This window comes from Bradyrhizobium manausense (assembly GCF_001440035.1).
GTDB lineage: Bacteria > Pseudomonadota > Alphaproteobacteria > Rhizobiales > Xanthobacteraceae > Bradyrhizobium > Bradyrhizobium manausense.
In genome coordinates, this window is the sequence record NZ_LJYG01000025.1 from 1 (window position 1) to 23,828 (window position 23,828).

The window sequence follows — 23,828 nt, forward strand, 5'->3', positions numbered from 1 at the left end:
CCCGCCGCGGATGGCAGGTGGTGGCGAACTCGGATGGCGTCCTCCATCCGAGCCGTGAGTGTGGTCGTGTGTCGTTGTAATCCGCGCGCCAGCATCCGAGCGCGACGCGGGCCTGGGCCAGCGAGGTGAACAACGTCTCGTTCAACAATTCATCTCGCAGCCGGCCGTTGAAGCTCTCGATGAAGGCGTTCTGCATGGGCTTGCCGGGCGCGATGTAGTGCCAAGCGACGCGGCTCTGATCGGCCCACGTCAGAATGGCGTTGCTGGTGAGTTCGGTGCCGTTGTCGCTGACCACCATCTTCGGCTTGCCGCGCTCAATCATCAGCCGGTCCAGCTCCCGCGCAACGCGGGTGCCCGAGAGCGAGGTGTCGGCCACCAGCGCCAGGCACTCGCGGGTGCAATCGTCGACCACGGTCAGAATGCGGAAGCGACGGCCGTCGGTGAGCTGATCCGACACGAAGTCGAGCGACCAACGATCGTTGAGGGCCATCGGCGCCATCATCGGTGCCCTGGTCCCGATTGCCCGCTTGCGGCCACCACGGCGGCGTACCGCGAGCCTCTCTTCCCGGTAGAGCCGGAAGAGCTTCTTGTGGTTGACCAGATAGCCCTCCCGCTTGAGCAGCACGTGCAGGCGTCGATAACCGAAGCGACGGCGCTCCTGGGCGATCGCCCTCATGCGCTGGCGAAGGTCGGCTTCGTCCGCCCGGGTCGTCTGGTATCTCATGGTCATGCGGCAGCAGCCGATGGCTTTACACGCCCGCCGTTCGCTCATCCCGTGGGCATCCACGAGATGCGCGACAGCTTTCCGCTTGGCCGCGGGCGTCACCATTTCTTTCCCAAGAGGTCCTTCAACGCCGCATTGTCCAGCATGGAGTCGGCCAGCAACCGTTTCAGCCGCGTGTTCTCGTCCTCCAGCGTCTTCAGCCGCTTGGCCTCCGACACCTCCAGCCCACCGAACTTGGCCTTCCATTTGTAGATGCTGGCGTCGCTGACGCCATGCTTGCGGCAAAGTTCGGCGACCGACACGCCGGCCTCATGTTCCCTCAAAATCCCGATGATCTGTTCTTCCGTAAAGCGGCTGCGCTTCATGCTCTGGTCCTTGTCGTGGGCCAGAACGAACTTCAAACTGGATTAAGCCCGTGGGGCAAGGCCATAGCCTACGACCGAAGCCGAAGAGGACGCACTACGTGACTGCTTCCTGCAAAAGGCGACTTCCATTTTAGGTCACATCCCCGGGCGCAACGAGGAGGAAAAGCAGCGAATTGAGCGAGCGAAGCAATTTACGATCTTCGCTTCAACTCACCCTGATACTGGCACAGATTTTATGGTCGTTCGAGAGACGAACGGCATGATCCTTCTCCGGCTTTATCACAACAGACTGGAACTCCTGCAGGAGGGAGCCGAACGGATTCTCGAACTGCTGGGCGCTGACCGAGTAAGGGGAAAGCTTGGTACCCTTAGTGTTTCTCGGGGAATCGAAGTTTACGAGCATGGACTTGCGACTCCTACGATAAAGGGCAAGGTGGTTGATAACAGACTCCGATACGCTCTCCGGCACGCACGCAAAGATCAATTTTTGTTAGTTGGAGCCGCAGTCCTTGCGACGGTTGCGCTGTCGTTGGACTATCAAGGCGTCTTCTCGCAGTATCATAGTCTACAAGGGCACGTCGACAGATTTACCACGGCGATGATAACGGCATGCGTAGTCTCGTCGTAGTCAATATTCCATCTAATGATGAGTGCAACTCCACCAATCGAATGGTCGTTGCATTACGACGCGAACTAGAATCGGCGGCCACGAATAGGAGGAAGCTTCAATGAAGCTGTACAAGTATGTTTCGATGGACGCAGCACTCCAAATTGCTCGGAGCAATACAATTGGTTTTTCACGTCCAGAATTCTTCAACGATCCTTTCGATCTTCCCTTGGTATCCCTGGAGCCTACCAGCAACCCCATCGAGGAAGCGTTCGCACGGGTTCGCGCCGACGCCAAAAGCTTCATCTGGGGGCAACACACCGCGATATTGTCTTTGACCAGAGCGGCAACTAATCCGTTGATGTGGGCCCACTATGCGGACGCGCATCGTGGCGTCGCGATTGGGATTGACACGAGTGTGGCCGGCCTCTGTGAGGTTGCCAGCAACATGATTCCGGCGCACTACGGCAGCGTAATCTACACGCGACATCGGCCAGGCGGCCCCTTTCAATCGGCCTTCCGAGAGCCGGTGATAGTCGGTGAGACGTTTCACTTCGTAGAAAGCCACTTTGAAAAATGGCAGCGATTGTTTTTGGTCAAACCTATCGATTGGGCGTATGAAGAGGAGGTTCGGGTCGTAAAATGTATTCGCGGAGCGAACGGCAACGAGTGTCAGATCAAAAGCGGCACGTTCTCGGTTATCAAGACGAGTGGTCGCGAACTACACGCTTTTCATCTTCCGCAAGACGCGATTGTCGAAATTTACATCGGGATACGAGCGGATGAGTCGAAGGTTTCGCAGCTTCGCCAATTCTGTCCAGGAATGGAAGTCTATCGTGGACGGGCAGACTCGGAGCGTTACGGATAGATCTGCTGATCTGTCCCGTGCCGTATCTCGGGGGAACAGAACGCATGCGATTGTCCGCCCGCCTCGTCACCCGAGACCCGGACATGCACGCAGGTCCCGGATCGCGGGGCGGAACGTCGAAAGAACAAAGGTCTGGGCCAATACTCGAGGCGATTTCCGCAAGCACGAATCATTCGACTCAGTGTGGCACGTCCACACCTCTCGGGTTGTTGAGTGATTGTCCGATGATAGAGAAATGCACTCGCCCAATCTCACGCACTTCGCACGCACCGATTTTCACGGCCACGAGAGGGTTTTCGGTATCAAGAACGAAGACCGCTTTTCACATATCTACATCATCGGCAAGACGGGCACCGGCAAATCAACATTGATGGAGACCATGGCGCTCCAGGATATAGTACGCGGACACGGGCTAGCGCTCATTGATCCGCACGGCGATCTGGTGGAACGCATCGTAGCTCAGGTGCCGGCGAGACGTGCTTCAGATGTGATCTATCTGAACGCTGGCGACCCATCGCAGCCATATGGATACAATCCACTACGTCGCGTTCGTGAAGATCGAATCGCTCTTGCCGCTTCCGGCTTCATCGAAGTCTTCAGGAAGATGTGGCCGGAGGCGTGGGGCGTACGCATGGAGCACATCCTGCGCAACGTGCTCATGGCGCTCCTAGAGCAACCTCACGCGACGATGCACGATGTTTTGCGCGTCTTGTCGGATCGAAAGTTCCGTACAGAGATTGCCCACAAGCTGAAGAACGAGACGGTTCGGGCCTTTTTCCTCAATGAATTCGAGCGCTTCTCCTTCGGTTACCGTGCCGATGGCACAGCGCCGATCCAGAATAAGGTGGGGGCCTTTCTCGCCGATCCCGTACTCAACCAGCTTCTGACCGCTCCCAAGCATGATCTCCACGTCCGCCAGATCATGGATGAGGGCAGGGTGCTGCTGGTAAACCTAGCCAAGGGACGGATCGGCGAGGACAGCTCGTCGCTTCTGGGCGGCTTGCTGGTCACGACGATTGGGCTTGCCGCCTTCAGCCGAGCAGAATTGCCAGCGCATGAGCGACGAGACTTCTACATCTACGTCGATGAGTTTCAAAATTTTACGACGCTCGCTGTCGCGAACATGTTCGCAGAGCTCCGCAAGTATCGGGTCGGCTTCACAGTCGCTCACCAATATCTTCATCAGCTTGAACCGGACGTGCGCCACGCTGTGCTCGGAAATGCTGGCACGATTATCAGTTTCCGAGTGGGTTCGGAGGATGCAACGTACCTGGCGCGGGAGTTTCAGGAGCGACTTGAGGAGATCGATGTGTTGCAACTTCCCAACTATCGCATCTACCTGAAACTCATGATCGACGGGACGCCGTCGCGCCCTTTCAGCGCTGTTACATTAGGTCGAGGCTATCGAGCAGAAATCTGAGCAACTGTCCATGATTGGTGCCGATCGCGTGGGCGCCGTCATGCCAGCAGTCCATGCTGCGCCGTCTCCAATGAAATAGCCTGGCGCGCGCCGCCACTTAGAAATTGAAAACACAAAAATTGAGAAAGAAAAGTTCGAGGCTTCTCGATTAGGCGCTCAATTTATCCGGACTGCGGCGCGCAAAGCTCACGCGCTCAACAACTGCTTGGCGAGGAAGATCAATTGCTTACAAGTCTTATAAGTCCCGTGAATGACGGTTCTCGCGTCCCCGCCGTCCTTCCCCCTCCCAAGGCCTTGGAAACCTATGAGCGGCAAAGGTTGTTTCATATTTGAGAAAATCGCGGGGCCGGGGTTCAAGTTGCCTTCCAGTGTGGGTTCAAGAACCCACCCCCTGCCTGTCGGACGGCTCTGCCGGACGACGGGCAGGGGGATAGTCGGGTTCGCCAGAACCCAGCTACCGAAGGACACAAACCCTTCGGGTCCCAACACCGACCCGGCCATCGCAGATGGAAGGAAGAAAAACAAACAACAAAAACCATCAAAGTCGTGCTGAAAATGGTGACGGAGCAAAGCAGGCAAAACCTTGAAATGCCGAGGCTGCTTCGACCGCAGCCCTGGATCGTATCCCTAGAGACGGTCTAAAGGGGTGTCTACAGGGATGTGTCTAGGGGCACGCCTGCGTAGAGGCCCGCATCAACATGCGCACTATTTCGTAGCCACCACAATAAGTTTCGCCTTCAACCATTCAAATGGCAGAAGTCGGGGAGCGGCTTGCAAATAGGAATGTTTGATAGAGGACCATTCACATGCGCGGAACTGGCGATCAAGAGGCCACTTAGTGTAGAGCCACTGCGCGGTTGCATCGTAGTTCGACCGTTTACAGGATTGATGAACGTTATCAGCCGGGTCAGGAACACGAAGGACTTGTTGGGCGTAAGGATCATTGGTTTTCCCGCTCTTTTTCATATTTTGGATGGTGAGCAGGGATGAGCCGCTGCGTCGAGTGGGAGGCGGTCACTTCTTGCTCAATATTATTCGTCAGCAAGAATAATGGTAAGAACGCGTGTAGTCTTTTCTGGATTTCCCGGATCGGCCGATCCGAACTCGCAGAGCACGTCGTAGAGTGTAGTAGTCGATCTTCCAAACGTCTCTCCCCGACTGTGAGGCTGCCAAACGCCTCTGGGCTTGACATTGGTCGGACCTAACATCGGCTTGCGTTCGCAGCTACTCAAACTCATTTGCTAATTTCTTCTGGATATCAGGAAATGCTGCATCAAAAAGGCTGCGGAGCCAGAGCGAGAAAAAACCGCGGCGTGGCGCAGGCAACTTCCCTTCTTCTTGAAGGACTTCATACGACACCCGTTCACGCGTTTCAGGATCCATGTCTTTCCAAAATATCCCGCCTCCCCGTAGCTCGACCTTATGTCTGAATTCTGCGTCGCGAATACGGCGACGCAGATCGTCGGTGTTGCCGATATGCGCTCCAATCACATTAACGGCTTCTATTTGAGCATCTTCGAGACTAAATACTCGTTCACCGACTTTGCGTACCTGCTTGGTACCAGTCGCTGCTTCAAGAGCGACTTCACGCTTCAAATCGAGATCGTTGGAAATCGTCGCTGCGAGTACGCTCATGATTTTTTCGCGGTTTTCATCGATCGCGTTGAGGACATTGGTCGATCGCTCGCCCGTGAGATTGTTTCTCGATTTCCACCGTTCGCTCCATCCTGGCGTGAGATATTCAAGCAGTTTCTTCTTTTCACTTTCGGATTTGTCCCGCAGCGACGGCACTTCATCAATCTGCTTTCCTATTTTTGCCTGCACCGACTCACGCAACTCGAGGTAATAATCGCTTTGTCGCACATCGTGATTGGCGCGACTCGCGTTTAATATTTTTGTGAGTTCCGCATCGCTCATGTGCATAAAGACTTTGTCCATATGGATCTTGATGACCTCAGCTGCTCTCGCAGGCGTCATGCTGTTGCCGAGGAACGTGAGCGCAGGATCGTTCTTCAAAAAATATTTGAGATCTTCTGGGGTCGTGCGATCTTGTATTTCTTTGAGAAAAAGCAAGCGCTGTTGGAATTCGAGCCGGTACTGACGAAGCTCCTGATGATCCTGGCCCGTCATAGAAGATGGATCGTACTGCCATTCCATGAATTTGTTCACGAGTTCACGGCCTCTCGTCCCGGCCGCCTCCACCATGATGCCGAATTGTTCCTGCATCTTGGGATCTGCTAGGATTTCCTGCATCGTGGGAGGCTCCCCCAAATCCGGGCGCGGCTGGGCGGTCAATCTCACCGTTTGGGGCGATTGCCATGCGAAAGGACTCTTCACATTGGATTTTCGATCGGATAGAGGGCGCTCCTCAATAGGTGGGGGGTCATTGGGCCGGTGCAACTCGCCGATTTCGCCTTCGGCGTATTGCTCGTAAACCCAATCCGCCAGCAGATGCGCATAGTCTTGTATTCTTTTTGCGTTGCTGGTCGTTACCAGATGCTTAGTCAGTGGATTTGGATGTGCTGCTGCGTTGCCTGATTCGCGAATCCTATGGAGCATTTCCAGGTGATGCTCAGAAACGTCTACTTTGAATTCGCGCAGTCGATCTATGCGGAACAGGAGTGGTCCTTTTCCCTCGTCCTCACCTGGACGCAGAGCCCGAATAAGGTGTCGCCGTTCCAAAAATGCTAAGAGATGCTCTACGAATTGTCGAAATTCGAGCAGGCAATATTTTGGACTGCCGTTGTTGAGCTGACACTCTGCGTCTTTTCCCGCCGTTGCCAAGTGTTCATCTAATGACGCCAGACGGTCAAAAACGTTGCCCGACATTGCAGCACACATTGCAGCACCGCGAGGCTGTGGTGATCAATAATCTGAGAGAATGGACGTTCCGTCAAGACGAATTGCCGCCAACTCAATCGTAACTCTTGAGTTCACGGCGGATGCGAAGGAAAACCCCCGGCGCGAAGTCGGGGGCTTTGATGCAGGACCGCTAACTACATCGTTCATAAAACTTCCGTCTCGCACGATCCAGTATCTCTTCGCCGAGAGTCTCCATAGACGACGTAATCGGATGGCGCCAAGGATACTGTCGGTTAGCAGACGCAAAAATTACCTTGAATAGTTCAGCAGCTATCCGATCAGCAATTTCGTCGGCCTGCCGATCTGAGATATCAAGAATGATGCGTGTCATGAGCCCTCCTGCTCGTCCAAACTCTCCGGACTATTCCGAAAAGCCTTTTTTTGGGTTGGTGAGCTAGGGGCCCCTTTCGAGCATAACGCTCATGGACGGGCATGTCGTGGAAGGAAGTCGGCTAAGTCAACTAGAGCGAGTGTATCATGGTACCACAATCTGTCAAGGTGGGTCGATTTGCGCCGAATTGCAGTTGGTCATGTGCGCCTGTGGAATCGGATTAAGCGCCGCACAATTGGCCTCCACCGATATGACGTGCGGCTATCCGGCGGTGTAGTCGAGAGCTGCCGATCGAGGCTCCAGAAATCGCGAGCATACTGCGCGCTCTCTGTTACACCGCCAATTCTTTGCGGACGGCAGCGGCCGAATGCCAACCTTATCGACAGCTCGTTGCAGCTCTTCCTTCGATACACCGAGTCTCCTTGGTCCAGTACTTGACCTCGTAGTCCTCGTGCATGTTGATCTTGCTGCGGTCGGCTCGGCCTTTCTTTGTCACACTATCCATGGCGCGTCTCCCGTAGAGGAAAAACGTGTTTTCGTTTCGTCTGCTGCTGGTAAGCGGCAATCGCTTGGTTGGCGAGCATCAACCTCCGATGTTCACCCCTGCGAAGCTGCTGCTGGATCGCGTCGAGGAGGATGCTCGCGGACGCATCTCGGTCCCCGAGCTCACCCGACCTTTCCAGGAAGCTCCACGCAATCAGGAAAGACTCTCCCACGTTGCCTTGGGCTTCTTGATCGGTCGAGTAAGTCTAGACGTCGCCGTGACGACCGTATCGAGTTGCTTGCGGATCTGGCTCGAGACCGTGCGGGACCAGCCGGTGCCGACTTTTCCCATGTATACGTGATGCCCTCGTATTTCAGTTTCGCAGCATGCTCAAAAAACTGCTGTCCGGGGCCGACCAGGTGTTCACTATAGATTGCGGGCGCTTCGAGCCCGTGGATATCGAACAGCTCTTTCAAGATCCGCTTGCGCTCGGCCTGCGGCAGTTTGCGAAGGTCTGTGCCGTCGAGCCAGAGGAGGTCGAACGCGCAATGCAGCAAACGGTCCTGGTCGCCCTTGGCGAGGTCTGCTTGCAGCTCTGAGAAGTTAGTGCGGCCTTCATGGACGACCACGACTTCTCCGTCGATGATCGCCTGACCGGGAATGGCGAAGGCGCCGGCAATGACAGAAAAGCGCTTAATCCAGTTTAACCCGGTGCGTGAAGGCCTTGGCTTGGTCGTAGTCGAGGTGAAGCTGAACACGATAGCCGTCGTACTTGATTTCATGGAGCCACTGGTCGCCCGAAGGTGCCTTGCTCTTGAGCGTGGCAAGCTGAGGTTTGATGAACCCCGGCATTGCCGAATGTGCTTTGGTACGCTTTACCACAACGCAACTCACAGAAGCCCGGCGCCTGGGTAACCTCGGACGGACCCGAGGCTTCCTGCCGTTTCGACCATCAACCTAGTTCATTGCACAAGGCAACTCCTAGCCGATACTATGCGGCTTGTTCCAGAAGAACTGCCGATTACCGAGAGCAGCTTCTGCGTATTGGTCGATTGCAACCGTGATGGCCTGAACGTGCATCGCGCACCAACCCTCAAACGGAGCGAGGCGGCGGACATGAGCCAACGCCTTCACGAACTCGGAATGATCCTCGCTGTCTGAAAAGTATGACGGTCGCTCGTTCACCATTTCCGGCCTCCCAACACCTTACCCTTTACTGGGCCGGGCTCGGCCTTTCTCAACTCATCGCGCTGGAGGCAAAGTCGCTCCACCTTCTCCAGCATGCGCTGCAGCAGGATCTCAGCCGAGGCGGTTGCTATACCTGCTCGCTGGAGCTGGAGGATTTCCTTGCGCTGGCGGCCTATCTGCGTGCGCATGTGCTCGATTTCCGAGCGGATGAATTCGAGGGTCGGCATTCTTGGCTCAGCAGGTGGCGTATCGTCATAAGAACAAAATGAGAACTTAGAGTCAATCGGATAGAAACCTATACCCATTGCGCCGAGTTTAAACATCGGAGCAGGTTCCACAGATGGATCGCCGCGATGCGTTGCCGTTTCAGACAAAAGATGTCGCTCAAGGCCCGACGTGACCTTGAAGCTCAACAGCTTCGCGACGAAGCCAAGTCGTGTCCGCCGGGGCACAAGCGAGACAGTCTGCTTAGACAGGGCCGGCAATATGAGGTCACGTCTCACATAACCGAGTGGCTACTGTCGCCAGGACTGCAACCGCCAAGGTGAGGCGATCTCGATGAGGCCAAACAGTTAATTTGCCATTTCGAAGATTCGACGAGCGTGACACACGTCGTGTGCGAGGGGCATACACATGCGCGCAAAATGGGTGCAATCCGTAGCAGGGCTAGTCTTCGATGCAGTGTTGGCAAGCGGCATACTTGCCTCGTTTATCGCGATCGTTGTCTTTATGGTTTCGGCACTAGACGCGCACAACGCTGATTTGAAGAAGGTTGCGGCGATCTTTCTGGTTTTTGCTGGAATTCTGTACGCACTCCGCCACTTCCGGCGCCGGGCATACGGCTTTGCCGAAGTTGGGTTCGCTCTCGGCTTCTTTGCGTATGCCCTCCTCACAATGACTAAGCCCACCGAACTCATGAACTTAATGTTTCAATGTGCCGCGGCGGTCTATGTAGTCGTCTGTGAACAAGGCCCTAAGCGATTGAGCGGGAGTCTGTTTTCCGGTTGTGGCGGCATCTGAGATTGCAGGGATTAGGGGCTCGAGCCTCCCAAACCCTGCAATTTCATTTGTGGATTCCCCTTCGCTGCGGACCATGATTCTGTGGCGCATCGGAGGGCGAACGATGCGGCCGAAGAAGCACAAGCCGACGGGCTCGAATGACCTGTTCCGGGCCAGGCTGGACCAGATCATCAATATGAAGCACGAGCTGGTTCAGCTCGCCGGCAAGGTCGATTGGGACTGGATCGACGGCGAGATCGCGCCGCTCTATAGCGAGAACGGTCGGCCGGGGATTGCGACCCGCTTCGTGATCGGGCTGCTGCTGCTCAAGCACATTTACGGCCTGTCCGATGAGGGGGTGTGCGAGCGTTGGGTCCACGACCCGTATTTCCAATTCTTCACCGGCGAGTATGTAGCTATCCGTGGCTTCGACAATGTCGCGCTCTTTCATAAGAACCGATCGGTGGCCAAAAAGGTGCCTGTCGCAGCCCAGCCGTGCACAGCCTCGGATGCTGATTGCAAAACGTGATCCGGTTTGCTCTAACTACTGCCACGCAGAGACCGACGATGACCGTGCCAAAACCGTGCCGCGGTAATTCGATCGAGGCGGAAAAGACAAGCAATCTCAAGGGATTGCGGGCGTAGTTCAATGGTAGAACGGCAGCTTCCCAAGCTGCATACGAGGGTTCGATTCCCTTCGCCCGCTCCAATCACCCGGGACAGCAAATGGCCGACGAGGACGAAAGCACGCGCTTGGTCGCGATTGCCTGTGATCACGGGGGCTTTGCTCTCAAGGAAGCGCTGAAGTCCGCGCTATCAGATGTGACGTGGCTGGACCTCGGCACCGACAGCGCGGCGTCCGTCGACTATCCCGATTTCGCCCACAAGCTGGCCGACGCGATCAGGGACGGCAAGGCCAGGCGCGGCGTCCTGATCTGCGGGTCGGGCATCGGCATTTCCATCGCCGCCAACCGGCACGCCCATATCCGTTGCGCGCTCGCGCATGATGTCACCGGCGCACGGCTCTGCCGACAGCATAATGACGCGAATGTTCTGGCGCTGGGCGGCCGCACGACCGGCGAGGTGGTCGCAAAGGAATGTGTCGAAGCGTTCCTGGGGACGGCGTTCGAGGGCGGGCGCCATCAAAAGCGCATCGACAAGCTCGGGACCTGCTAGCGACCGCTCAACCCGGCAAGCTGCGCAGGAAGTCGACCAGCGCCGCGTTCACTTCGGCGGGCCGCTCCTGCTGCGTCCAGTGTCCGCAGCCCGGCAGCATTTTGATCTCGCGCAGCTGTGGCACCCATTGCTTCATGTTGGCGAGATGCTCGGCCGCACCGGGGAAGGCGATCACCATGTCGAGGTCGCCGGCCATGAACAGCGTGGGCACTGTTACCTTGACGCCCTCGAACGCGCCCATCAGCTCCCAGTTGCGGTCGATGTTGCGGTAGTAGTTGAGCGGCCCGCGAAAACCGCTGCGGGCGAATTCGGCGGCGTAATAATCGAGGTCGGCGGCGCTCAGCCACGACGGCAACGGCACCGGCACTTTCGGCAGCATGCCGTCCTTGCGCGAGACCATGCCGACGCCTCTTGACGTCTGTCCGCTCGCGGCCGCCATGGCGCGAATGGCGGTGGCGCCCTCGCCGGAGCCGCCGAACAGCATCGCGGCGAGCGTCTTGCGCGTATCAGCCTCGAACTCCGCTTCGGCGACCCCGGGCTGCTGAAAGTACAGTTGATAGAACTGGGCTTCCTCGGTCTGCGGCATCACGCTGGTCGGTCGCACCTCGCTGCGCGGGCGATACGGCACGCTGAGAATGGCAGCGGCGCGAAAGCGGTCGGGGCGCAGCCGCGCCGCGTGCCAGGCGATCCCCGCACCCCAGTCATGGCCGACGATGATGGCGCTCTTTGCCGCGAACGCATCGAGCGCGCCGACGAGATCGCCGATCATGTGGAAGATCGTGTACTGGTCGATCGCCTCGGGCTTGTCGCTCTTGCCGTAACCGCGCATGTCGGGCGCGACGGCGTGGTAGCCGGCCGCCGCCACCGCCTCGAGCTGATGACGCCAGGAATACCAGCTTTCCGGAAAGCCGTGGCAGAGCAGCACCAGCGGCCCCTCGCCCTGTTCGGCGATGTTGAGGTTGATGCCGTTGGCCTTGATGATCCGCTGCGTCGGTCCGCTCATGTCGTCGCCTCCCCGCTGCATGGTTGTTGGGCGCATCCTAAACGTTACTGCCCGGCGCGCAAAGATTCCAATATATTAGCCTCTCGCCCGCGGCACGCCCCGCTCCTCCGCCCTAAGCTCTCCCCTGTCCGGCGGATGCGGTCCCTGTGCCGGGCGATGTTCGGATCGGAAGGCCATGGACCAGCAAAAACTCGATCGCGCGATCGGTCGCCGCTTGAAGACTCTGAGGATGCAGGCAGGGATGACGTTGAACGAGCTCGCCAGCCGAGCCGGCGTCAGCCGGGCCATGATCGGTCGGGTGGAGCGGGCGCAGAGCAGCGCGACGGCGGCGCTGCTCAACAAGCTTTGCGCGGCGCTCGATGTCTCGCTGAGCGACGTCGTTGCACTCTCGGAGAAGCCGCCGGAGCGGCTGNCCAGCCGCTATGGCGCGATCCCGATAGCGGCTACCGGCGCCGACATGCCTCGCCCGTCGATGCGGCGAGCGGCATCGAGATCATCGTCGTCGACATGCCGGCCGGCGCGCGGGTGCCGTACAGCCCCTGGGGCCGCAACGCCTTCACCCAGCAGCTCTTGATGCTGGAGGGCGCGGTCTGCGTGCATATCGACGCCAAGACGGTGCGCCTGCGCGAGGGCGACTGCCTCGACTTCGACGTCATGCGCGCGGTGACGTTCGAGAACGAAACCAAGCAGGATGCCCGCTACGTCATCATCACCAGGCGCGGCACATCTTACGGGAAAATGTGATGCCGCTGATCATACGGGACGCCACGCTGGAGGATGCCGCGGACATCCTCGCCATCTACAATTTCGCCGCGATCAACACCACGGCGGTCTGGACCGACGGGCCGGCCGATCTCTCTTCGCGGCGCGAATGGATCCGCGCAAGGCAGCAGGCGGGCTATCCCGTGCTGGTCGCGATGAAGGGCAGGGATGTCGTCGGCTTCGCCTCGTTCGGCGATTTCCGTCCCTTCCCCGGCTATCGCCACACCGTCGAGAATTCGGTCTATGTCGATGAGCGCCATCACCGCGCCGGCATTGGCCGCAGCCTGCTGGCCGCGCTGATCGAGCGCGCTGCGGCGATGAACAAGCACGCCATGATCGCCGGGATCGAGGCCCTCAATGCCGGCTCGATCGGCCTGCACGCCTCGCTCGGCTTTGTCGAGGTCGCCCGCATGCCGGAGGTCGGCTGCAAGTTCGGCCGCTGGCTCGATCTCGTCTTCATGCAGAAGACGCTTGCAACTGACGTGAGGCCATGACGATGCAGATCCGTACCGGCGATACTTTTGACCCGCGCGTCGTCGCATTGCTCGACCATCACGTTACGGCAGCGCGGGCGCAGACCGCTCCGGGCAGCGCGCACGCGCTCGATCTCGCCGGGCTTCGTGCCAACGACGTCGCGTTCTGGACCGGCTGGGACGGCGAGACGCTGGTTGCGACCGGCGCGCTGAAGACGCTCTCGGCAGAGCACGGCGAGGTGAAGTCGATGCATACGCTGCAGACCACGCGCCGCCGCGGCTTTGGTGGGGAGATGCTCCGCCACATCATCGCCGAGGCGCGCAGGCGCGGCATGACACGGCTGAGCCTGGAGACCGGCTCCTGGGACTATTTCAAGCCGGCGCACGCGCTCTACCGGGCCCACGGCTTCGTGCCTTGCGCCCCGTTCGAGGGCTATGTCGAGGACCGCAACAGTCTCTTCCTCGCGCTGGATCTCGGCGCATAGAACCTTCTCAAGCGAAATGGCTAACGGTTGGCGCAATAAGGCGCGTCAAAACAAAGAGCTAGGCGAAGTCCTGCGCAACCGGCGCTCGAAAATGGCGTCCTGCCCCTCAAAATGAGTTGCGCCCCTCAAAACGCCTCTGCTAGCCTTCAGCCATGGCTGAAGAGACCGCATCCGCCGCGCTGACGCTGAAGGACATCGCCCGCGAGGCCGGTGTCAGCCTCGCTACGGTCGACCGCGTCTTGCATAACCGTCCGGGCGTGCGGCCGGACACGGTCCGGCGCGTCCAGGAGATCATCGCGCGCAACGCCTTCCAGCCGCATGTGGCCGCGGCCGAGCTCGCCCGGGGCCGCGCCCGCCGGTTTGCCTTCGTGATGCCTGTCGGCGCCAACCCGTTCATGCTGCAGATCAAGGCCTATCTGGGCGAGATGTCGGCGTGGCTCTCTGCCCGCCGCCTCGCCGTTGAGATGGTCATCACCGACGTGTTCGACCCGTCGGTGCTGGCGGCCTCGCTGGAGGAGCTTGCCGGCAGCGAGTATGACGGCGTCGCGGTCGTCGCACTCGACCATCCGAGCGTGCGCGCCGCCATCAATGATCTCGTCGACGGTGGCATCAAGGTCGTGACGCTGGTGTCCGACGTGCCCTCGTCGCGCCGCCACCACTATGTCGGCATCGACAATATCGCCGCGGGCCGCACCGCGGGTGCGCTGATCGGAAGGCTGGTCGGCCAAAGATCCGGCAAGATCGCCATCATCGCGGGCTCGCAGGGCCTGCGCGACCATGCGGAGCGCATTTTCGGCTTCAATCAGGTGATGGCGTCGGAGTTTTCGCACCTCGACATCCTGCCTTTGCTCGAGGGGCGCGACGAGGACGACCGCTCTCAGCAGCTGATCTCGCGGCTGCTCGGCAGGCACCCCGATATCATCGGCCTCTACAATGTCGGCGCCGGCACGCAGGGCGTGGCCACCGCTCTGACCGAGGCAGGTCGCGACAAGCAGATCGTCTTTATCGCTCACGACCTCACGGCGATGACGCGCAGATTGTTGCTGCAGGGCACGCTGGATGTCGCGATCTCGCAGAATCCGGGGCACGAGGCGCGCGCCGCCGTGCGCGTGCTGCTGTCGCTGGCGCGGAACGAGCCGATCTTGAGTGAACAGGAGAAGATTCGCATCGACATCCTGATGCGGGACAATCTGCCGTAACCGAAAGGGCGCGGCGGTCGTGTGTTGAAATGAGTGATTGCGGCAAGCGCGACGTCAGATCGCGCACCGCGGCAGCGTGATCCGGAAAGCAATGGTTGTCCGGACGAAGCACGCTCAAAACGAAGAGGAGGGACGCGTTTGTTTATCGGATTGGACATCGGCACGTCCGGTGTGAAAGCGGTGCTTGTGAACGAGGCCGGCGCGGTTGTCGCGACGGCCGCGCGCGAGCTTGCGCTGTCGCATCCGCAGCCGCTGTGGTCCGAGCAGGATCCGGATTCCTGGGTCGAGGCCGCCATCGGCGCCGTCGACGATCTTGCCGCCGCTCGTCCCGGTGATGTCGCCGCCGCGCGCGGCATCGGCCTGTCAGGCCAGATGCATGGCGCCACGCTGCTTGACACCGATGGACGCCCGCTGCGGCCCGCGATCCTCTGGAACGATGGCCGTTCGCATGCTGAATGCGTCGAGCTCGAGCGCCGCTGCTCCTCGCTGCATGCTATCGCCGGAAATCTGGCGATGCCCGGCTTCACCGCGCCAAAGCTGCTCTGGGTCGCGCGGCACGAGCCGCAGGTCTTCAAGCGCGTTGCCAAGGTGCTGCTGCCGAAGGCCTATGTCCGCTACCGGCTGACCGGCGAGATGGTCGAGGACATGTCGGATGCATCAGGCACGCTCTGGCTCGATGTCGGCCAGCGCCGCTGGTCCGCGGAGCTGCTGCAGGCCACCGGGCTCGATCTGCACCACATGCCGCGCCTGGTCGAGGGCAGCGAGGCGAGCGCAACGCTCGCGGGCGAGTTCGCGCAGCGCTGGGGCATGGCAAAGAATGTCGTCGTTGCCGGTGGCGCCGGCGACAATGCTGCGAGTGCGATCGGGCTCGGCGCGATCGCACCAGGCGATGCCTTCCTGTCGCTCGGAACCTCCGGTGTCATCTTCCGCGTCACCGACAAATTTGCGCCGGCGCCGGCCCTCGCCGTGCACGCCTTCTGTCATGCGCTGCCCGGCCTCTGGCACCAGATGGGCGTGATGCTCTCGGCCGCCGCTTCGCTGGCCTGGCTCTCCGGCGTGATGGCGACACCGACAGCCTCGTTGCTCGCGCCGCTCGGCGACGCCGTAACCGGGCCAGGCCCGGTGAAGTTTCTGCCCTATCTCGATGGCGAGCGCACGCCGCACAATGATGCAGCCGCGGCCGGCGCTTTCATCGGTCTGCGCGGCGCCACCGGGCGCGACGCAATCGTGCAGGCGGTGCTCGAAGGCGTCGCCTTTGCCGCGCGCGACAATCTTGCCGCGCTCGGCAGTGCCAGCTCGGCGATCTCTGAAGTTGATCTCGTCGGCGGCGGCTCCCGCTCGGCGTTGTGGGCGCAGATCTGCGCCGACGTGCTCGGCATTGCCGTGCATCGCGTCGAGGAGGGTGAGGTCGGCGCCGCGCTCGGCGCTGCCCGGCTCGGCCGGCTCGCCGCTAGGGGCGAAAATCCCGCGCAGGTCTGCACGCGTCCGCGGCGCCTTGCGACGTCAACACCCAACCCGTCGCGCGCTGCGGCCTATGACGAGGCCTATCAGCAGTGGCGCAAGCTCTACCCCGCGTTGAAGGAGTTTTCACTGTGAACGCGTTACCAAAATTCTTCGGCGCCGCCGACCCCGTCGCCTATGGCGGCAAGGACGCCAAGAACCCTATGGCCTTCCGCTGGTATGACAAGGACCGCGTCGTCCGCGGCAAGCGGCTCGAGGATCATCTGCGCTTTGCGGTCTGCTATTGGCATTCGTTCTGCTGGCCCGGCGGCGATCCCTTCGGCGGCGAGACCTTCCTGCGTCCATGGCATCACGGCTCCGACGCCATGGCGATGGCGCGCGCCAAGGCCGACATCGCCTTCGAGCTGTTCCGACTGCTCGACGTGCCCTTCTTCACGTTCCACGACGTCGATGCCGCGCCCGAAGGCTTAACGCTCGCCGAATCCGTCGCCAACCTCAATGCGATCGGCGACATCTTCGAGAAGAAGATGGCCTCGGCCAAGGTGCGGCTGCTGTGGGGCACCGCGAACCTGTTCACGCACCGCCGCTACATGGCGGGCGCGGCGACCAATCCCGATCCTGACGTCTTCACCTATGCCGCCGGACAGGTCCGCGCCGCGCTGGAGGTGACGAACCGGCTCGGCGGGCAGAACTACGTGCTGTGGGGCGGCCGCGAAGGCTACGAGACCCTGCTCAACACCGATCTCAGGCGCGAGCTCGACCAGCTGGGCCGCTTCGTCTCGCTTGTCGTCGAGCACAAGCACAAGATCGGCTTCAAGGGCCCGCTTCTGATCGAGCCCAAGCCGAAGGAGCCGACCAAGCATCAATATGATTTCGACGTCGCCACCTGCTACGGCTTCCTGCAGCGCTACGACTTGCTCAAGGACGTCAAGCTCAACATCGAGCAGAACCACGCCATCCTCGCCGGCCATTCCTTCCAGCACGAGGTGGCCCTGGCCCAGGCGCTCGGCGTGTTCGGCTCGCTCGACATCAACAGGGGCGACGATCTGCTCGGCTGGGATACCGACCAGTTCGCCATGAACGTGCCGGAGCTGGCACTGGTGTTCCACGACATGATCAGGGGCGGCGGCTTCACCACCGGCGGTCTCAATTTCGATGCAAAGATCAGGCGTCAATCGATCGACCCTGATGATCTCATCCACGCCCATCTCGGCTCGATGGACGCCTGCGCACGGGCGCTGCTCGCAGCAGTCGACATGCTCGACGCCGAGGCGCTCACCGGGCCGCTCGCCGAGCGTTATGCGGGATGGACCGATAGCGAAGGGCAGGCGATCATGGCAGGCAAGCGATCGCTGGCCGATCTCTCTGATCGCGCGCTTGCCCCCGGTTTCGATCCGCAGCCGCGGTCGGGCCGTCAGGAATATCTCGAATCTCTCGTCAACCGGTACGTCTGAGCGAGGCCCGAGCATGACAACTTCTTCGACAAGCCAGCCGGTGCTGGAATTGACCGGGATCGGCAAGGAGTTCGGCGCGATCCGCGCGCTGCATGGCGTCAACATGCATGTCCATCCCGGCGAAGTGGTCGGCCTGATGGGCGACAACGGCGCCGGCAAGTCGACGCTGGTCAAGATCATCGCCGGCAATTTCCGCCCGACTCATGGCGAGATCCGCTTCGACGGCCATCCCGTCCACTTCAGCCGCCCGGTCGATGCCCGCGCGGTGGGCATCGAGGTCGTCTATCAGGACCTCGCGCTCGCCGACAATCTGTCGGCCGCGGCGAACGTCTTTCTCGGCCGCGAGCTCAAGCGCAAATTCGGACCCATCGCGCTGCTCGATCACAAGGCGATGGCGTCGCGCGCGCTGGAGCTGTTCGGCGAGCTGCGCTCGGAAACCCGGCCGCATGATCTGGTCAAGCAGATGTCCGGCGGCCAGCGTCAGGCGGTGGCGATCGCGCGCACACGCCTCTCCAACGCCAAGCTGGTGATGATGGACGAGCCGACCGCCGCGATCTCCGTGCGCCAGGTCGAGCAAGTGCTGAGCCTGATCCACCGTCTGAAGGAGCAGGGCGTCGCGGTGATGCTGATCTCCCACCGCATGCCCGACGTGTTCGCCGTGTGCGATCGCGTGATCGTCATGCGCCGCGGCGAGAAGCGGGCCGACAAGCCGATCCACGACACGTCCCCCGAGGAAGTCACCGCCCTTATCACCGGCGCGAAGGAGGCGGCGTAATGTCCGTACCCATGGAAAACCCGATCTCCTTCACCAATGTCGGCCGCAGCAAATGGTGGCACCGGGGCATCTTTGCCTCGCAGACCGGCTACGTGCTGCTGGCGCTGGTGGTGCTGATGATCGTGATGCGTTTTGCCAGCCCTTACTTCTTTACCGAGGGCAACATGCAGAACGTGGCGAAGAACTTTTCCTTCATCGCCATCGCCACGCTCGGAATCACCTTCGTCATCATCACCGGCGGCATTGATCTCTCCGTCGGCTCGATGATGTGTTTTTCCGCGATGATCACCTCCATGGTCATGGTCGAGCTGTCGGCGCCGGGATCGTATTTCGTCCACATGGCAGCCGATGGCAAGACGGTCGTCGCCAATGTGCCCGGATTGATCCTGCTGATCTCGGTGCTTGCCGGGCTGTTCACCGCGTTCATAGTCGGGATTTTCAACGGCTTCTGCATTGCGGTGCTCGGGCTGTCGCCCTTCGTCACCACGCTCGGCATGCTCTCGATCGTGCGAGGGCTGGCTTATGTCGTCTCGAACGGCCGTGGCAGCTTTCCGGGCGGGCCCGATGCCGATTTGTTCTACGCGTTGACCTCGGGTGACGTGTACGGCGTGCCCGCGCCCTTCATCTACCTGGTGATCCTCGCGGTCGTGATGGCGGTTGTGCTGCATCACACGAGTTTCGGCCGCCACGTCTTCGCGCTCGGCGGCAACGAGAAGGCGGCGGAGTTGACTGGTATTCCGGTCGTGCGCGTGAAGATCCAGGTCTATGTGATCTGCGCGCTCGCCGCCGGTCTGCAAGGCATCATCATCTCGGGCTGGCTGGGATCCGCGCCCGCGAACATGGCGACGTCCTACGAGCTCAACGTCATCGCCGCCGCCGTTATCGGTGGCGCCAATCTTGCCGGCGGCCTCGGCGGACCGCTCGGCGCCATCGTCGGCTGCGTGCTGCTGGAGGTGATCCGCAACGGCCTCGTGCTCGCGCAGGTCAACTCCTACTGGCAGCAGACGCTGGTGGGCGTGATCATCATTCTTGCCGTGCTGGTCGATCGCATCCGCTCGCGCATGACTTAACACTTAACCAGTTACTCCGGCAGGACAACGAAAGATCGTCTATCCGCCTGCCGGGGCATCACATCACAAATGGATAGGCATCAAAGTGTGGAGGGAATGGTATGAAGAAGCTTCTGTTGGCTGGCGTGACCATCGCGATGATGGCGACCCCGGCAATTGCCCAGACCTACAAGTTCGCCGTCGTTCCCAAGGCGATGAACAACCCGTTCTTCGACGTGGCGCGTGACGGCTGCCTGAAGCGCGCCAAGGAACTCGGCAATGTCGAGTGCATCTACAAGGGGCCGATCGAGCACGAGCCGGCGACGCAGGCGCAGATCATCCAGGACTTCATCACCCAGAAGGTGGATGGGCTCGCGATCTCGGTTGCCGACGTCGCGTCGATGACCAAGTCGATTGAGGCTGCGACCGCGGCAGGCATCCCCGTCATCACGTTTGACGCGGACGCGCCGGGCTCCAAGCGCATCGCCTATATCGGCACCAACAACAAGGACTTCGGGTTGGCGCTCGGCAAGCAATTGCTGCAGCTTCGGCCCGAGGGCGGCAAATATGCCATGGTCTCCGGTGGTCCGGGCGCCAAGAACCTCGCCGAACGTGTCGATGGTGTCCGCGAGGCGTTGAAGGGCTCGAAGTGGGTCGAGGTGCAGGGTTCGCCGACCTTCTGCAACGACGATTCCACGCTCGCGGTCCAGCAGATGTCCGACCTGCGCACCGCGACGCCCGATCTCGCCGCGATCGTTCCGGTCGGCGGCTGGCCGATGTTCGCGCCTGAGGGCTTCAAGGCCTTCGTTAACAAGAACAAGAAGGACATCGACAGCGGCAAGCTGACGCTCGTCGTTGCCGATACGCTGAAGATGCAGCTCGAGTTGCTGCGCGACGGCTACTCCAACGCGCTCACCGGCCAGCGCCCGTTCGAAATGGGCGAGAAGTCGATGGACACGTTGCTCGCGATCAAGAAGGGCCAGAAGGTTCCGGAAGTGATCTACACCGGCCTCGACCTCGTGACCAAGGATAACGTCGCTCAATTGTTGAAGTAGGAACGTTACCAGCCCAACGTTCCTGCGCTGACCACCCTCTCTCCTTGTGGGAGAGGGTGGCTTCGCGTAGCGAAGCCGGGTGAGGGGTTCTCTCCGCGAGTCCCGCTCGTGTGATATGCGCCGAGAGAACCCCTCGTCCGCCTTGCCTTCGGCAAGGCACCTTCTCCCACAGGGGGAGAAGGAAGGGAGCCCGCAAGGTGAATAAGATGAAAAAAGCGCGGCTAGCTGACAATCTCGAAGTCACGTCAATCGGCCTTGGCTCGGCGCCGCTCGGCGGCCTGTTCTCGGCGGTCAGCGATGCGGACGCGGAGGCCACCGTCGCAAAGGCCTGGTCGCTCGGTGTCCGCTTCTTCGATACCGCGCCGCTTTATGGCTTCGGCCTCGCGGAACGCCGTTTGGGTGCTTTCCTGCGGCAACAGCAGCGCGAGTCCTATGTGATCTCGACCAAGGTCGGCCGCCTGCTGCGCGCGTCTGACAGTACGACCGTCGAGGACGATCATTTCAAGGACGCACCCAGCTTGCGGCCGCGATTTGATTTCAGCTATGACGGCGTGATGCGCTCGGTGGAGGAAAGCCTAGAGCGCCTCGGGCTCGATCGCGTCGACGTCCTGCTCGTGCACGATCCCGACGATCACTATGATGCCGCCGTCAGCGGCGCCTTCCGCGCGCTGATACGTCTGCGCGGCGACGGCACCGTGAAAGCGATCGGTTCCGGCATGAACCAGTGCGAGATGCTGACGCGTTTTGCCGAAGCCGTCCCGGTCGATTGCTTCCTGCTCGCCGGCCGCTACACGCTGCTCGACCAGGGCGCGCTGGATGCGCTGTTCCCGATCTGCACTGCGAAGAATATCCGCATCCTGCTCGGCGGCATCTACAACAGCGGCATTCTGGCCAATCCGCACACGGGCGCGAAGTTCAACTATGAGGACGCCGACGCGGCCCTCGTGGCGCGCGCGCTCGAGCTCGACCAGCTCTGCCGCAAGCATGGCACCGAGCTGAAGGCCGCCGCGCTCCAGTTCGGCATGGCCCATCCGGCCGTGACCGTTGCCGTGATGGGCGCGCGCAACGCGAGCGAGGTCGCCGACAATATCGCGATGTCGGAGCGCACGGTGCCGCAGGCCTTCTGGCGGGAGCTGCGCGCCAGGAATCTCGTCGACCCGCGGGCGCCACTGCCGGGCGGAGCGTGAGTCATGGTCATCGACGCCCACCAGCATTTCTGGGATCCCGCGCGCGCCGACTATCCCTGGATGATGGCGCCTGAGCTGGCGCCGATCCGCCGCGCCTTCGGTCCCGCCGATCTCGCGCCGCTGCTGCAGGCGAACGGCATCGATGCAAGCATCGTGGTGCAGTGCCGCTCGTCGCTCGCGGAGACCGAGGAATTCTTGGCGACCGCGCATGCCACGCCCTCCGTCATCGGCGTCGTCGGCTGGGCCGACCTGACCGACGCCGCGCTCGGCGATGCGCTCGATCGCCTGCGCACCTTGCCGGGCGGCGCCAAGCTGGTCGGCATCCGCCACCAGGTTCATGACGAGGCCGATCCCGAATGGCTGCTCCGCACTGAGGTCCAGCGCGGATTGGCGGAAATCTTCGCCCGTGATCTCGCCTACGACTTCCTCGTCCGCACCCGCGAGCTGCCCGCCGCGATCGCAACCGCAAAAGCCTTTCCGCAAGCCCGCTTCGTGCTCGACCACGCTGCAAAGCCGCCGATCGCAGCTGGCGGCAGCGCCGAATGGTCCGAGCGCATCGCGCAGCTCGCAGCCTGCGACAATGTCTGGTGCAAGGTCTCGGGTCTCGCGACCGAAGCAAAGTGGGACGATTGGGACGCCGAGCGGCTGTTTCCGTATCTCCGGCACGTCGCGAATTGTTTTGGCGAGGATCGCCTGATCTTCGGCTCGGATTGGCCGGTGTGCCTGCTCGCCGGCAGCTACAGCGAGATCAAGAGCGCGCTGGAAGCGTGCTTGGCGAAGCTCGGGCCAAGCGTGCGCGAGAAGGCGTTCGGGGTGAATGCCAAGGCTGCGTATCGGCTCGCAGGATAAGCCGAGCGCAAGCCAAACAGCAGGTGTCGTCCCGGCCTGGTGCGCAATTGCGCAACTAGGCCGGGACGACCACTGAGTTTGAGGCGGCGCTTACATCCCCTTCACGCCCCCGCGGGCACCTGATCCAGGAATCCCGTGATGCTCTTGATCCGCCCGTCCTTCAGCACGGCGAAATCCGTCCCCTTGATCGGGCTGTCGACGCCGTCAGGGCCGAGCCCCCACGAAAATCGGACATGGTCGCCGTAGCCGTTGGGCTCGCCGATCAGGCTGAACTTGAAGTCAGGAAAGCGCTGCTGCACGCCTGATATCAAGGCGTCGATGCCGTCCCTGCCATCGCCCTTCATCAGCGGATCGACATAGCTCGCATCCGCCGTCCAGTTTTCACTGAGCAATTCGCGCCGGCGATTTTGCCCGCGCTCGTTCCAGAGATCGATATAGCGGCGGGCGATGGTGATGGGGTCGGTCATGGTGCTCTCCTGCGATGGGGCCGCTTGGTTCGGCTGACCTGACTATCGAAGGTTCGCGCGCAGGGATCGATTACCTCGGAGATCATGTGCCCGTAAAAAAAAAGAGCGCGATGGGTCTCATCGCGCTCCTGTCGCATGTTGGGGCCGCGAAAATTACTTCGCCGCCGTCACCATGATCTCGACGGTGTACTGCGGCGCCGCGAGCTTGGCTTCGACGGTGGCGCGGGCCGGGGTGTTGCCGGGCGACACCCAGCCGTCCCACACCGCGTTCATTTCCTGGAACGTCTTCATGTCGGTGATGTAGATCGTGGCCGACAGCAGCTTCGACTTGTCGGTGCCGGCCTTGGCAAGGTGGCCGTCGATGGTCTTCAGGATGTCCTGGGTCTGCTTGGTCACGCTTTCGCCGGCCGCATTGCTGGCGACGACGCCGGCGAGATAGACGGTGTCGCCGTGCACGACCACCTGGCTCATGCGCGGGCCGGTTTCAAAACGCTGGATGCTCATTTGCGGAATCTCCTTCAGGGAATGGCGGCCCTGTCTAGCCCAGCCCCTCAAGCTGAGCCACCCCGGGCACGCATGCGTTGC

General features: G+C 60.9%; 26 protein-coding genes, 1 tRNA gene and 2 pseudogenes. 18 read left to right on the forward strand and 11 right to left on the reverse strand.

Annotation, left to right across the window (positions count from 1 at the left end; translation table 11 throughout):
* A protein-coding gene (locus AOQ71_RS04755; protein WP_157083384.1) for an IS3 family transposase occupies positions 1-1,089 on the reverse strand; the annotation gives its coding sequence in 2 pieces (ribosomal slippage) (positions 1-843 and positions 843-1,089; 1,090 coding nt annotated over the 2 pieces). This gene is flagged as partial in the annotation.
* Positions 1,090-1,817: 728 nt separating this feature from the next.
* On the opposite strand from AOQ71_RS04755, the gene AOQ71_RS04770 reads away from it, so the two are divergent.
* Entirely contained in the window at positions 1,818-2,564 is a 747-nt protein-coding gene (locus tag AOQ71_RS04770) for a DUF2971 domain-containing protein (protein WP_057742578.1), read from the forward strand.
* Positions 2,565-2,799: 235 nt separating this feature from the next.
* Complete coding sequence (locus tag AOQ71_RS04775) at positions 2,800-3,984, forward strand: type IV secretory system conjugative DNA transfer family protein (protein WP_057742581.1); 1,185 nt, start codon at positions 2,800-2,802, stop codon at positions 3,982-3,984.
* 1,031 nt (positions 3,985-5,015) lie between these two features.
* Here AOQ71_RS04775 and AOQ71_RS50145 read toward each other — a convergent pair.
* The 3 genes from AOQ71_RS50145 to AOQ71_RS42590 all read right to left on the reverse strand — a co-directional run bounded on the left by AOQ71_RS50145 (position 5,016) and on the right by AOQ71_RS42590 (position 7,682).
* Positions 5,016-5,222, reverse strand: coding sequence for a DUF3768 domain-containing protein (locus AOQ71_RS50145; RefSeq protein ID WP_205668199.1), 207 nt, complete (start codon positions 5,220-5,222; stop codon positions 5,016-5,018).
* The gene (locus tag AOQ71_RS44795; protein ID WP_162268318.1) at positions 5,209-6,813 is read right to left on the reverse strand and encodes a DUF4145 domain-containing protein; all 1,605 of its coding nucleotides are present in this window, start codon (positions 6,811-6,813) and stop codon (positions 5,209-5,211) included. The genes AOQ71_RS50145 and AOQ71_RS44795 overlap by 14 nt, the downstream gene beginning before the upstream one ends.
* A gap of 740 nt (positions 6,814-7,553) precedes the next feature.
* Positions 7,554-7,682, reverse strand: a complete 129-nt coding sequence (locus AOQ71_RS42590) for a DUF3606 domain-containing protein (protein ID WP_430648604.1) — start codon at positions 7,680-7,682, stop codon at positions 7,554-7,556.
* 25 nt (positions 7,683-7,707) lie between these two features.
* On the opposite strand from AOQ71_RS42590, the gene AOQ71_RS50150 reads away from it, so the two are divergent.
* A complete protein-coding gene (locus AOQ71_RS50150; protein WP_430648605.1) occupies positions 7,708-8,022 on the forward strand; it encodes a hypothetical protein in 315 nt (104 codons plus the stop codon).
* Between the two features lie 58 nt (positions 8,023-8,080).
* Here AOQ71_RS50150 and AOQ71_RS50155 read toward each other — a convergent pair.
* The 4 genes and pseudogenes from AOQ71_RS50155 to AOQ71_RS47195 form a co-directional block, all read right to left on the reverse strand.
* Positions 8,081-8,443: pseudogene (locus tag AOQ71_RS50155) on the reverse strand (ATP-dependent DNA ligase); the annotation flags it as partial.
* The gene (locus tag AOQ71_RS47190; RefSeq protein WP_245316717.1) at positions 8,355-8,543 is read right to left on the reverse strand and encodes a hypothetical protein; all 189 of its coding nucleotides are present in this window, start codon (positions 8,541-8,543) and stop codon (positions 8,355-8,357) included. The pseudogene AOQ71_RS50155 and the gene AOQ71_RS47190, both read right to left, overlap by 89 nt.
* Before the next feature lie 99 nt (positions 8,544-8,642).
* On the reverse strand, positions 8,643-8,849 hold the full coding sequence (locus AOQ71_RS42605) for a hypothetical protein (protein WP_083513943.1): 207 nt from the start codon (positions 8,847-8,849) through the stop codon (positions 8,643-8,645).
* Complete coding sequence (locus tag AOQ71_RS47195; protein WP_245316718.1) at positions 8,843-9,262, reverse strand: hypothetical protein; 420 nt, start codon at positions 9,260-9,262, stop codon at positions 8,843-8,845. Before AOQ71_RS47195 ends, AOQ71_RS42605 begins: the two co-directional genes overlap by 7 nt.
* Positions 9,263-9,482: 220 nt before the next feature.
* On the opposite strand from AOQ71_RS47195, the gene AOQ71_RS04805 reads away from it, so the two are divergent.
* The 4 genes and pseudogenes from AOQ71_RS04805 to rpiB all read left to right on the forward strand — a co-directional run bounded on the left by AOQ71_RS04805 (position 9,483) and on the right by rpiB (position 11,024).
* Positions 9,483-9,869, forward strand: a complete 387-nt coding sequence (locus tag AOQ71_RS04805) for a hypothetical protein (RefSeq protein WP_157083382.1) — start codon at positions 9,483-9,485, stop codon at positions 9,867-9,869.
* Between the two features lie 103 nt (positions 9,870-9,972).
* A pseudogene (locus AOQ71_RS04810) lies at positions 9,973-10,257 on the forward strand (transposase); the annotation flags it as partial.
* A gap of 226 nt (positions 10,258-10,483) precedes the next feature.
* Positions 10,484-10,557 (forward strand) — tRNA-Gly (locus AOQ71_RS04815).
* Between the two features lie 17 nt (positions 10,558-10,574).
* Positions 10,575-11,024: a ribose 5-phosphate isomerase B gene (rpiB, locus tag AOQ71_RS04820; RefSeq protein WP_057742600.1), complete on the forward strand. Its 450-nt coding sequence runs from the start codon at positions 10,575-10,577 to the stop codon at positions 11,022-11,024.
* Between the two features lie 7 nt (positions 11,025-11,031).
* On the opposite strand, the gene AOQ71_RS04825 is transcribed toward rpiB, so the two are convergent.
* Positions 11,032-12,027 (reverse strand): alpha/beta fold hydrolase, encoded by a 996-nt coding sequence (locus tag AOQ71_RS04825; protein WP_057742653.1) that lies wholly within the window; start codon positions 12,025-12,027, stop codon positions 11,032-11,034.
* Positions 12,028-12,202: 175 nt separating this feature from the next.
* Here AOQ71_RS04825 and AOQ71_RS47205 point away from each other — a divergent pair.
* The 11 genes from AOQ71_RS47205 to AOQ71_RS04880 all read left to right on the forward strand — a co-directional run.
* Positions 12,203-12,439 (forward strand): helix-turn-helix domain-containing protein (locus AOQ71_RS47205; RefSeq protein WP_245316716.1); only part of this gene is annotated, 237 nt, incomplete at its 3' end.
* Positions 12,440-12,770: 331 nt separating this feature from the next.
* Positions 12,771-13,283, forward strand: coding sequence for a GNAT family N-acetyltransferase (locus AOQ71_RS04835; protein WP_162268319.1), 513 nt, complete (start codon positions 12,771-12,773; stop codon positions 13,281-13,283).
* Positions 13,284-13,285: 2 nt separating this feature from the next.
* Positions 13,286-13,747 carry a GNAT family N-acetyltransferase gene (locus AOQ71_RS04840; RefSeq protein WP_057742659.1) on the forward strand — a complete coding sequence of 154 codons (462 nt, stop codon included), beginning with the start codon at positions 13,286-13,288 and terminating at the stop codon, positions 13,745-13,747.
* Between the two features lie 152 nt (positions 13,748-13,899).
* On the forward strand, positions 13,900-14,946 hold the full coding sequence (locus tag AOQ71_RS04845; RefSeq protein ID WP_057742603.1) for a LacI family DNA-binding transcriptional regulator: 1,047 nt from the start codon (positions 13,900-13,902) through the stop codon (positions 14,944-14,946).
* Positions 14,947-15,084: 138 nt separating this feature from the next.
* The gene (gene xylB / locus AOQ71_RS04850; protein WP_057742605.1) at positions 15,085-16,542 is read left to right on the forward strand and encodes a xylulokinase; all 1,458 of its coding nucleotides are present in this window, start codon (positions 15,085-15,087) and stop codon (positions 16,540-16,542) included.
* Entirely contained in the window at positions 16,539-17,861 is a 1,323-nt protein-coding gene (xylA, locus tag AOQ71_RS04855) for a xylose isomerase (RefSeq protein ID WP_057742607.1), read from the forward strand. The genes xylB and xylA overlap by 4 nt, the downstream gene beginning before the upstream one ends.
* Positions 17,862-17,874: 13 nt before the next feature.
* The gene (locus AOQ71_RS04860; RefSeq protein ID WP_057742609.1) at positions 17,875-18,636 is read left to right on the forward strand and encodes an ATP-binding cassette domain-containing protein; all 762 of its coding nucleotides are present in this window, start codon (positions 17,875-17,877) and stop codon (positions 18,634-18,636) included.
* A complete protein-coding gene (locus tag AOQ71_RS04865) occupies positions 18,636-19,706 on the forward strand; it encodes an ABC transporter permease (RefSeq protein ID WP_057742612.1) in 1,071 nt (356 codons plus the stop codon). Before AOQ71_RS04860 ends, AOQ71_RS04865 begins: the two co-directional genes overlap by 1 nt.
* 101 nt (positions 19,707-19,807) lie before the next feature.
* Entirely contained in the window at positions 19,808-20,740 is a 933-nt protein-coding gene (locus tag AOQ71_RS04870) for a sugar-binding protein (RefSeq protein WP_057742614.1), read from the forward strand.
* Positions 20,741-20,946: 206 nt separating this feature from the next.
* Positions 20,947-21,927 (forward strand): aldo/keto reductase, encoded by a 981-nt coding sequence (locus tag AOQ71_RS04875; RefSeq protein ID WP_057742661.1) that lies wholly within the window; start codon positions 20,947-20,949, stop codon positions 21,925-21,927.
* 3 nt (positions 21,928-21,930) lie between these two features.
* Positions 21,931-22,776: an amidohydrolase family protein gene (locus tag AOQ71_RS04880; RefSeq protein ID WP_057742616.1), complete on the forward strand. Its 846-nt coding sequence runs from the start codon at positions 21,931-21,933 to the stop codon at positions 22,774-22,776.
* Positions 22,777-22,877: 101 nt separating this feature from the next.
* On the opposite strand, the gene AOQ71_RS04885 is transcribed toward AOQ71_RS04880, so the two are convergent.
* Both AOQ71_RS04885 and AOQ71_RS04890 read right to left on the reverse strand, forming a co-directional pair.
* Entirely contained in the window at positions 22,878-23,243 is a 366-nt protein-coding gene (locus tag AOQ71_RS04885) for a nuclear transport factor 2 family protein (protein ID WP_057742618.1), read from the reverse strand.
* 153 nt (positions 23,244-23,396) lie between these two features.
* Positions 23,397-23,747, reverse strand: coding sequence for a RidA family protein (locus AOQ71_RS04890; RefSeq protein WP_057742620.1), 351 nt, complete (start codon positions 23,745-23,747; stop codon positions 23,397-23,399).
* Positions 23,748-23,828 lie beyond the last annotated feature (81 nt).